The 9,412-nt window shown below is 37.8% G+C and carries 7 protein-coding genes and 1 pseudogene; 1 reads left to right on the forward strand and 7 read right to left on the reverse strand.

The features are described 5' to 3' along the window. Window positions 1-233: 233 nt before the first annotated feature. Both recN and ASU31_RS23065 read right to left on the reverse strand, forming a co-directional pair. Window positions 234-1,886 carry a DNA repair protein RecN gene (gene recN, locus ASU31_RS23060; RefSeq protein ID WP_057934611.1) on the reverse strand — a complete coding sequence of 551 codons (1,653 nt, stop codon included), beginning with the start codon at window positions 1,884-1,886 and terminating at the stop codon, window positions 234-236. A 100-nt stretch (window positions 1,887-1,986) separates the two neighbouring features. Beyond that, a complete protein-coding gene (locus tag ASU31_RS23065) occupies window positions 1,987-4,086 on the reverse strand; it encodes a M56 family metallopeptidase (protein ID WP_057934612.1) in 2,100 nt (699 codons plus the stop codon). Window positions 4,087-4,092: 6 nt separating this feature from the next. On the opposite strand from ASU31_RS23065, the pseudogene ASU31_RS28140 reads away from it, so the two are divergent. Further along, window positions 4,093-4,143: pseudogene (locus tag ASU31_RS28140) on the forward strand (hypothetical protein); the annotation flags it as partial. 39 nt (window positions 4,144-4,182) lie between these two features. On the opposite strand, the gene ASU31_RS23070 reads toward ASU31_RS28140, so the two are convergent. From ASU31_RS23070 to ASU31_RS23090, 5 genes are all read right to left on the reverse strand, one after another. Further along, a complete protein-coding gene (locus tag ASU31_RS23070) occupies window positions 4,183-4,554 on the reverse strand; it encodes a BlaI/MecI/CopY family transcriptional regulator (RefSeq protein ID WP_057934613.1) in 372 nt (123 codons plus the stop codon). A 415-nt stretch (window positions 4,555-4,969) separates the two neighbouring features. Beyond that, entirely contained in the window at window positions 4,970-5,863 is an 894-nt protein-coding gene (gene porD, locus ASU31_RS23075) for a type IX secretion system protein PorD (RefSeq protein WP_057934614.1), read from the reverse strand. Beyond that, on the reverse strand, window positions 5,860-7,056 hold the full coding sequence (gene coaBC, locus ASU31_RS23080; RefSeq protein WP_209435048.1) for a bifunctional phosphopantothenoylcysteine decarboxylase/phosphopantothenate--cysteine ligase CoaBC: 1,197 nt from the start codon (window positions 7,054-7,056) through the stop codon (window positions 5,860-5,862). The genes porD and coaBC overlap by 4 nt, the downstream gene beginning before the upstream one ends. Before the next feature lie 78 nt (window positions 7,057-7,134). After that, a complete protein-coding gene (locus ASU31_RS23085) occupies window positions 7,135-7,461 on the reverse strand; it encodes a DNA-directed RNA polymerase subunit omega (RefSeq protein ID WP_025145617.1) in 327 nt (108 codons plus the stop codon). 3 nt (window positions 7,462-7,464) lie between these two features. Then, a complete protein-coding gene (locus ASU31_RS23090) occupies window positions 7,465-8,412 on the reverse strand; it encodes an outer membrane protein assembly factor BamD (protein WP_057934615.1) in 948 nt (315 codons plus the stop codon). Window positions 8,413-9,412: the final 1,000 nt, after the last annotated feature.

The raw sequence follows: 9,412 nt of genomic DNA on the forward strand, positions 1-9,412 counted from the left end.
TAATTATTTAGTTTTGTTTAATGCCCGATGTAAAATTATTGGCGTTTTTCTTTTAGCTGGCAGATAGGAACATCTGACAGCACAACAACATTTCCCTACCATTAACAAATCCATAAGAAAAGTCGTCATCTCGATCCGATAGCTATCGGATGAAACGCAGTGGAATGGAGAGATCTGCCTAGATAGATCTCTCGACTACGTTGCACTCCGCTCGAGATGACGTAATGTAAGAATTAGGCGAGTAACTCCCGTGCATTTTCCATGGCAGATGAACCTGGGTTTTTCCCACTCAACATTTCGGCAATTACACCGATACGTTCTTCCTGTTTAAGTTTACGGATGCCTGTTGTGGTTTTTCCGTGGTCTTCATTCTTATGAACAAAGTAATGCGACATGCCTTTAGCCGCAATTTGCGGTAGGTGCGTAATCGAAATTACCTGCATGTTCTGTCCTAAGCCGGCAATTACTTCTCCAACTTTTAACGCAGTTTCACCAGAGATTCCAGTATCAATCTCGTCGAAAATAATAGTTGGTAACGAAGTGTGTTTAGCCAGTAGTGCTTTTATCGCCAGCATCAGTCGCGATAATTCACCACCAGATGCTACTTTATTTACCGGCGCAGGGGCCTGACCAGCATTGGCCGTAAAGAGGAGATTTATTTCATCTAAACCATCTTTATTCAGATCGGTCAATGGTTTTTGATCTAACACCAATTTAGCATTAAGCATACCCACCTGTTTCAAAGTAATACGGGTTTGTTCCTCAACCACTTTAATTGCTTTCTTGCGGTTGGCACTTAATTGACCGGCCTGTTTATGTAATTCTTTATTAAGCTGATCTATTTCTTTCTGCAGTTTTTCGATATGCTCATCAGAAGATAATAGCTTGTTCAGGTTTTCTTCCAACTGATTTTGAAGTGCCAGTAATTCTGTATTATTGGCAAGCCTATGTTTTTGTTGCAGGGTATAAAACAGGTCCAACCTTTGGTTTACAATTTCTAACCGATCGGCACTGTGTATGGTATTTTCCTCTATCGTAGAAACCTCATCGGTAATATCTTTTATTTCAATAATCGATGAGCGTAAACGTTCGTACAGCACATTAATTGCAGGATCGAATTTTTCTATACTCTGTAGTTGCAACGAAGCTTCTTTTAAAATCTGGAGGGCAGAAGGTTCACTTTCGTTAATTAAACCGGAAGCGGTGAGTAAGGCTCTTTTTATGGTTTCGGCATGTGTTAAACGTTCTAACTCTTGCTCTAAATCTTCCTGTTCACCTTCCTGTAATTTTGCCTGCTCGAGTTCGTTAAAAAGAAATTGCTCATAATCTTGCTTGTTTCTCGCTTCATCTGCCTCACTAACCAATTTCTTCAACAGGTTGGTATCTTGTCTTAGTTTTTTAAATCCGCTGCGGTAATTAAACAATAGCGATTGGTGGTTAGCTAAGGAATCGACAATTAACAGTTGAAAATCGGCATCGTTAATCTCTTGGGTGGCATGCTGGGAGTGGATGTCGATCAGTTTTTCGCCAATTAGTTTAAGAATTGATAAATTAACCGGTGTATCATTAATAAACGATCTGGTTTTACCATCTATAGATATCTCTCTACGCAGCATACTTTCGTTCGAGAAATCTAAATCATTTTCTTCAAAAAGTTCTTTCAGGTTTTCATCTGCCAATGCAAAACTTCCTTCTATCACACATTTTTTATCCTGATTAAAAAAGTACTTGCTTTCTGCCCGCTGACCTAAAATTAGCGATAATGCCCCTAAAATAATAGATTTACCAGCGCCAGTTTCACCTGTTATAATATTTAAGCCCTTATCAAATTCGATATCGAGACTGTCAATTAATGCGTAATTACGTATAGAAAGTTTTTGTAGCATAGCTAAGCAAAAATATTAAAATTTATTCAACAGGTGAATACAAAACAAAAACAGCGAAGAATAATCTTCGCTGTTCATGATCTGTTTGGTTTATGTGTTTTTATTTTATCGAAATACTAATTGTATTATTGTCTGTAATTTTTAAGTTGGCTGCCTGAACATAACTTTTTATAGCTATTTGATCGGCATTGGTAAAATCAGATTTTTTATACGTTACTACTGCATTTAATGTGTTCAAGGTTTTAACAGCACTGGTAAAATCCTGATTATTGTATAACATCACTGCCGGAGTTACCTGTGAGCTTTTGTTGCCACCTTCTACTTTTTTCTCTTTCTCTTTCTTCTCTATTTTCTCTTTCAGCTCTTTTACTTCGTTATCGAATTTTTCCTTCAATTTTTTGTACTCCTCAGTTTGTCTAACCTTACTGTTCGAGTTATCATTATATTTAAAAATTACACCATCAGGAGAAAGTTGATAACCTTTGGCTTTAAATAGAGAATCAGAATGTAATCTGCTTAAGCTAGATAATCTTGCAATATCTCCTGATTTTAAAGCATGTATCCTGATATTCTCTATTTGTGCTCTAAATTCTGGCGTATTCATTTTGGCAGCCATATCTTCACCCATTTTTTTCCATTTGGCTTGTGCTTCTGGCGAACCGAATTCTTTGTTCATATCTTCAGCCATTTTTTTCCATTTTGCCTGGGCTTCAGGAGAATTCATTTTCTTTTGCATTTCCTCTCCAAATTTCTTCCATTTGGCTTGTGCTTCTGGTGAATTGTATTGTTTGGCAATATCTTCTCCGAATTTTTTCCATTTAGCCTGTGCCTCTGGTGAGTTATATTGTTTGGCCATATCTTCGCCAAATTTTTTCCATTTAGCTTGTGCTTCTGGTGAATTATACTCTTTATGTATTTTTGCAAGCAAAAGCGAATCGTTGAACTTAAATTTAAAATTACTGTCGGTATGTAGTCTGTAGATATTTTTCCCTGCAAAAAGCTCATCCCTGTAAAAATCTTTTCTCAGGCTATCAGGCATTTCTTTTACCGAGTTATATTCGGTTTTTTTACCATCCGCATCAATGGTTACAATTTTAATTTTACGTTTTTTGGTGGTATCAGCGCAAACAATGGTTTTTACATCATGGTGATTGATCACACTCAAAACCTCCATTTTAGGCGTTTTTTTATTTTCTTTTTTCTTTTCTGTTGGATTGATCCAGGCAATAGAAAACAAGCAGGCTACTCCTAAAGTTAGAGCTGCCATTTGTTGTTTGGCGTTTAAATAATTTGTTTTCATGTTGGTTATTCTTTTTATGCGTTGATACAAATTCTGAGTCTTGCCTGTTGCTGCTAATGCATAAGCCGGACTGTTTTTGTCTTTTAATAGTTCGAGTTTAAGTAGGGCATGGGCATAATTCAGTGGTTTTCCGGTAATTTTTAATACCAGATCATCGCAGGCATGCTCGCGTTCAATGTGTATAAATCTACCTGCCATCCACACAAATGGATTATAGAATAATAAGGTTTCTATGGCTGTTTTAATCAGGTTCAATAAGAAATCGTTTCTTCTGATGTGTGATAACTCATGGATTAATATCGCTTCTACCTGATCGTTGTCTAACTGGTTTACCAAGGCCAATGGAAATAATACCACAGGTTTTAAATAACCGATAACCAAAGGCACGTTAACAATAGAAGATAAATGGAACTGGATAACTTTATTGATTTTAAGGTGGGCCGTTACCTGCTCGAAAATGGTTTTCCAACTATCTGGAATAGCACTTAAACTCTCTCTCTTTAGTTTTGAAAGCTGACCATAGCCTTTAACGATTACGAATAACTGAAGTAAAATGCCAATAATGTAAAATACGACCACAACAGGGAAATACTGCTCTGCCTTGCTGCTAAAACTTGGCGGTAGGTTGTTAAAGTATTGGTAAACCTGTATATTTTGTGCATTGATTGCGGGAGCCTGATTATTTACATTCAATGTTAACTGATGAATGAAATTATAGCCAAAGCCAATAAACATTAAAGTGATGGCGCCAAAAGCAAGGTTGTGCTTATGTTTTGCCGCCAGCTTCGGAATGCTAAGCATTACAATAAATAGAATGCCATAAATAATGGCGCTTTGCCAAAGTGAGTTTAAAATACTCCAGCCAAATGCTTTGATGAACTGTTGTAATAAAGTTTCCATAACGGTGGTTTTAATTTTTTATACGGGGACAATCCGAAAATGTTAATGTTTAATTAGGGATCTAAACCCTACACCTTTCAACCTTCAACGCTAACCTTACTTTAGGCTATCTAAATATTTTTTTATTTCGTCAATTTCATCTGCACTTGCGGTGTGGTTACCCAAAGCCTGCATTACCAATCTCGCTGCCGATCCGTTAAATACGTTATCGATCATTTTGTTAACCAATTGTTTTTCAGTTTTATCCTGACTAACAAGCGCTTTATAGATATGTGTTTTTTGATTGGTATCTCTTTCTACCATTCCTTTCTCGTGCAGAATCTGCATCAGTTTTAAGGTTGTGGTATACCCGGAGTCTTTTTTATTCAATGCCTCATGAACTTCTCTTACCGTTGCATTGCCTTTTTGCCAAAGCACCTGGAGGATTTCCATTTCACCTTCTGTTGGTTTGATGTTATGATTAGTCATATGTTACAAGTTGTACGAATTATTTCGTATTCAAATGTACGAAGATATTCGTAATATCAAAATATTTTAACAAATTTTTAACTTTATTGGTTAATTTTCGAAATTGGTTAACTGTGGTATAAGACACACGTAAACGCCAAATGTTGCATGCTTATTTGGCTTTTGAAGGAAAAAACCAGCTATGAAAAACTGACTTAGGTTATTAAACCTGATTGATGTGGATACCGGCCCGTGGATAAGGCCTGCAGGCGTATGAACGAAAGCAGGAGTGGCTTTAATTGAAATGTTGAGACTGCTTTCCCAAAAACAACCATCACAAATAGAGAACTCCTTAAGTGTTAGCTGTTGAAACTGGTTAACTGAAAGTTATTTTACGATTAACCGATTTAAACAATTAACCAGTTAACCCAAAAAACTAATTTTTCTTCAGTCCTTCGTACTTGCCAATATTCGCCGGATCGATTTCTGCCAACATATTGTAAGCTTTCATACGTTCCTGGCCGTTTAGTTTAGAAAGTACATTGGTTACTTCTTCGGCCTTAGATGCGAAATAAACATTAGGGAAAATGGAACCCAGTTTCTGCTTATCCATTTGTTGAAGGGCAGGTAGGGCCGCAACAATCTGTGTTAAACCCTTATCATTATCGGTTAGCTGATCGAGGCCGCTTAAATGGTAGCTATAGATGAAATTGCGCAGCTCGCTAAAAATAGGATTCAGAACATTTTCATTAAACCAAAAACGATTGCGTAAACCATCAGCTGCTCTCCAGCCGGTATTGCCCGAGGCTTGCGCCAGATTAATGATGTTCTGTGCTTTTTTATAAAAAGGAGTTCCGCCCATTTTGCTGAAACTATCTTTATCCATTCCGATGATGGTATAAGCGTAGTAGGTGAGGAGGGCACTGATATTGGAAATATAATTCTGATCGGAAAAGTCGATTGTAGCGCCATCATTGAAATTAAAATCGAAATTCTTATCACTCATATTTAACAAAGTGCTATTATAAGAGCTGTTAAAAACCGGACGGCTGCTTTGGATCTGCGCTTCCGCAGTGTACCCGGAACCGCCATCCCAAGAATTGATGGTAATCACAAAACTACATTCAATGCGTTCCTGAGGCTTATAACTTTCGTTGCTGAACTTGTTATTGTTTAAAAAATCGCGGATTGTTTTTTGCAGAGCATCTAAAGTTGGCTTACTGATATTCGAAACCTGGGGAGCCAGCAAAGTTATCCTTGCATTTAACTCCTGTGCATGCAGTTTCCCGAAACCAACCAATAACAATATCCAAACAATCTTTTTTATCATTTTGCAATTTTTAAAATGGCAGCACAAATATCTTTAGCAACATCTGTTTTCGATTTCATTTCAAATACAGTCCGTTCTAAAGCTTTGTTAAAAATAGTAATTTTATTGGTATCTGATTTAAAACCTGCGCCCTTATCATTTAAAGAATTTAAAACCACCAGATCTAAGTTTTTCTTCTCTAGTTTGCCTTTCGCATAATTCTCTTCATCATTGGTTTCTAAAGCAAAACCAACCAAAATCTGGTGCGCTTTTTTTGCCGTACCTAAAGAAGCGAGTATATCAGTTGTTTTTTCCAGTTCCAAAACAAGATCACTATCCTGTTTTTTAATTTTTTGAGTGGCAACCACTTTAGGGCGATAATCTGCCACAGCAGCACACATTACGGTAATATCAGTATTAGGGAATACCGATGAACAGGCATTGAACATATCCTGAGCACTTACTACATCAATCCTTTTTAACATTTGAGTAGATTTTTGTGCAGTTGGTCCGGCAATTAATGTAACATCCGCTCCAAGCCTGGTTAATTCATCAGCAAGAGCGAAACCCATTTTGCCTGATGAGTGATTGCCAATAAAACGTACCGGATCAATCGCTTCGTACGTAGGACCGGCAGTAACCATTACCGTTTTGCCAAATAAAGGCATCGATCTTTTAATGGCACTATCCAGAAAGGAAACAATTTCTTCGGGTTCTGCCATTCGGCCTTCACCCCAAAGTCCACTGGCAAGTTCGCCATTGGCAGGCGCAATAACCGTATTGCCAAAACTGATAATCTTTTCGATATTAGCTTGTGTAGTCTCATGTTTCCACATGTCCAGATCCATTGCCGGGGCAACATAAACCGGACATTTGGCTGAAAGATAAACAGCTGTTAACAAATTATCGCAGATGCCTGTTGCCAGCTTGGCCAGCGTGTTGGCACTTATTGGGGCGATGATAATTAAATCGGCCCATAAGCCCAGCTCAACGTGGTTGCTCCATACGCCAGTTTCTTCTTCGAAGTATTGCGTATAAACAGGGTTTTTAGAAAGCGTAGCAAGGGTAAGTGGTGTAATGAAATTAGCACCATCAGGGGTAAGAATAACCTTTACGTTTGCACCAGCTTTTACAAGTAGCCGAACCAAAAAAGCCGACTTATATGCTGCGATGCTACCGCAAACGCCAAGGATTATATTTTTATTTTTTAGCATAATGCGCAGAGTACATAAGGCACGGAGCATAGAGCGTAGTGCTAAACGCTTTGCCCTAAACGCTATGCGCTACGCCAGTTACTTTTGTTCTTTAGCAGGATTTCTGTGATAAATTTTCTCGTTTAAAAATTCATCAATAGCAACCAAAACAGGCTTCGGCATGCGCTCGTAATGTTTGCTGATTTCAATCTGCTCGCGATTTTCGAAAATTTCTTCTAAATTATCGTTGCTTGAAGCAAATTCTGCCAATTTACCGTGTAACTCCTCTTTAACGTTGTTCGAAATCTGATTTGCTCTTTTAGCAATTACCACTAAAGATTCGTATAAGTTATCTGTAGTTTTATCTAAATCGTGTACGTTTCTGGTTACTGTAGTATTTGGTACAGCAGGTTTGTTAGTATTCATGTATTACTTGTTTTTAATATTCGTGTTATCAGCATTAGTTGGTTTTGTAGAAACGGTATCCTTTAATTTCCCAGTTCTAATCAGCATCTGCTTGTATTTTTCCTGATCAGCGGCATATAATGCCAGTTCTTGTTTTGTAACCGCAATCCCTGCCTCTACATCATCCTTAAGTACCTTTGCGTCTTTAGTGTATTTACTGTCAGGATGGTTTTCAGTAAACTCAGTATATAAAGCAAGTGCTTCATTATAACGGTCTTCCTGGCGGATGATATAACTGTTTTTTGCGTATAAATATTGTGCTTTAATCATCAAGAAATCCATCTCCTCAGCATATTTAATATCTGGGTAATCTCTTTGCGCATTTTTTAAGGCAATAACCGCTGCTCTGTAATTATCTACATTACTAGGCCCGGTAGTTAAGTACATTTTAGCATTTTCAAATGCTTTATCCTCTAACTTGCCTCTTAGTGTAGCAATATATTTGCCAGCGGCTGCAGCACGATCGCTGGTAGGGTACAAGTTGATGAATAATTGCAGTGCATCTATAGCTTTATAAGTATTTTCCTGATCTAAAGAGAAATTTGGAGATTCTAAATAGAAACAATACGCTCCCATGTATCTTGCTTCTTCTGCATTTTTACTTGCTGGGTAGGTTTCTGCAAAACTTTTAAACTGGTATCTTGCGGTTGTATAATCACTTAATCTATATAGTGTATAAGCATAATAATAGTTCAGATCCTCAGCTTCTGCACGGCCACGATATTTTTGAGAAAGATCTTCAAAAAGCACCAATGCTTTACTGTAATCGCGTTTATTATACAAACGAAGCGCCTCTTGGTATTTTTTTGCAACGTCATTGCTCGCTCTCAATTTCTCGAAACGACTTTTACAACCCGCCATACCCAGAGCGGCAACAAATACTAAAATAATTAAGTGTTTAACTTTAAACATTCTGCAAAGATAATTAATAATACGATAACATCAATAAAAACAATTGGCCGCTAAGCTATGCAAAGCAATTCAGTACAATATAACAGTTAACAATTTTTAACATATATAGCTGTTCGTATTTGTTTGTAGCGAATTATACTATAATTATAGATGGTTAGGAAGTCTATTCAGGCCAGGCTGGTTCTATTCCTACACTATATAGTATATGTTTCATGTTTTTTTAGCAAAGCAGGTTTAGTGCTGCTATATAGGTATGTTCCCGCTATCCGCTTTATTCCGATGAAAACCTGTGAAACAAGCAAGCACACCAAAATATAACACAAACCAGTGCTTAAATCGGGATGCCCGCTGCTATCGGGTTTAGATGGCAGGGTCTTCCGAAGTTTCAAGTGGCTGGGCGCAGGGAAAACTCCGGAAGCCTGAAGGGGAGCAGCTGTCCCTAAACACCTGTTTCCTTAAAAAGTTTGGCTATCTGTAAAACTTTTTCCTGTTGAAAACCATGGAGTTACCTAAAGCCTTTGTATAATCGTTAGAAAAGCTTTGCATTAGTGTTGATTTTTTCTACTTTTGCATCCCGCTTCGGAGGAAGGGTTTTGGTTGAAAGGACGGCATTGGAGCGCGCAGGCAAGGATTTATTTTAAAATAAATATTGCGGGAGAAGAAAAGATTGCTACCTTTGCAGCCCGGATCGGAAGAACGGGGAGCTGGTCAACACCGGCATATTGAAATAAGAGGAAGGAAAAAAAAGAAGACGAAAAAATAAAATTTATTTTATTTGGAAGTTCGGAAAAGTTCCTTACCTTTGCACTCCCAACCGAAAGGAAGCGGGAAAAACCGGAACGGCGGATGCCGGAAAGGTAACAGAAAAAAGATTGAAACGGATGGAAACACGTTTAAGACGAACAAGACTTGAACGAACTGAAACCGAAGATATATAAGTGACCGGCCGTGAGGCTTACCAGGTCAGCAAGTTCTTAAAAGAGATGTCAATGTAGCGTAG

The sequence above is a fragment of the Pedobacter ginsenosidimutans genome (assembly GCF_001442625.1).
GTDB classification, from domain to species: Bacteria; Bacteroidota; Bacteroidia; order Sphingobacteriales; family Sphingobacteriaceae; genus Pedobacter; species Pedobacter ginsenosidimutans.

What these genes read in the sequence shown, in the direction of transcription:
- recN (WP_057934611.1), bottom strand. Translation starts at nt 1,886, where the DNA reads ATGCTACAAAAACTTTCTATACGTAATTACGCATTAATTGACAGTCTC.
- ASU31_RS23065 (WP_057934612.1), bottom strand. Translation starts at nt 4,086, where the DNA reads ATGGAAACTTTATTACAACAGTTCATCAAAGCATTTGGCTGGAGTATT.
- ASU31_RS23070 (WP_057934613.1), bottom strand. Translation starts at nt 4,554, where the DNA reads ATGACTAATCATAACATCAAACCAACAGAAGGTGAAATGGAAATCCTC.
- porD (WP_057934614.1), bottom strand. Translation starts at nt 5,863, where the DNA reads ATGATAAAAAAGATTGTTTGGATATTGTTATTGGTTGGTTTCGGGAAA.
- coaBC (WP_209435048.1), bottom strand. Translation starts at nt 7,056, where the DNA reads ATGCTAAAAAATAAAAATATAATCCTTGGCGTTTGCGGTAGCATCGCA.
- ASU31_RS23085 (WP_025145617.1), bottom strand. Translation starts at nt 7,461, where the DNA reads ATGAATACTAACAAACCTGCTGTACCAAATACTACAGTAACCAGAAAC.
- ASU31_RS23090 (WP_057934615.1), bottom strand. Translation starts at nt 8,412, where the DNA reads ATGTTTAAAGTTAAACACTTAATTATTTTAGTATTTGTTGCCGCTCTG.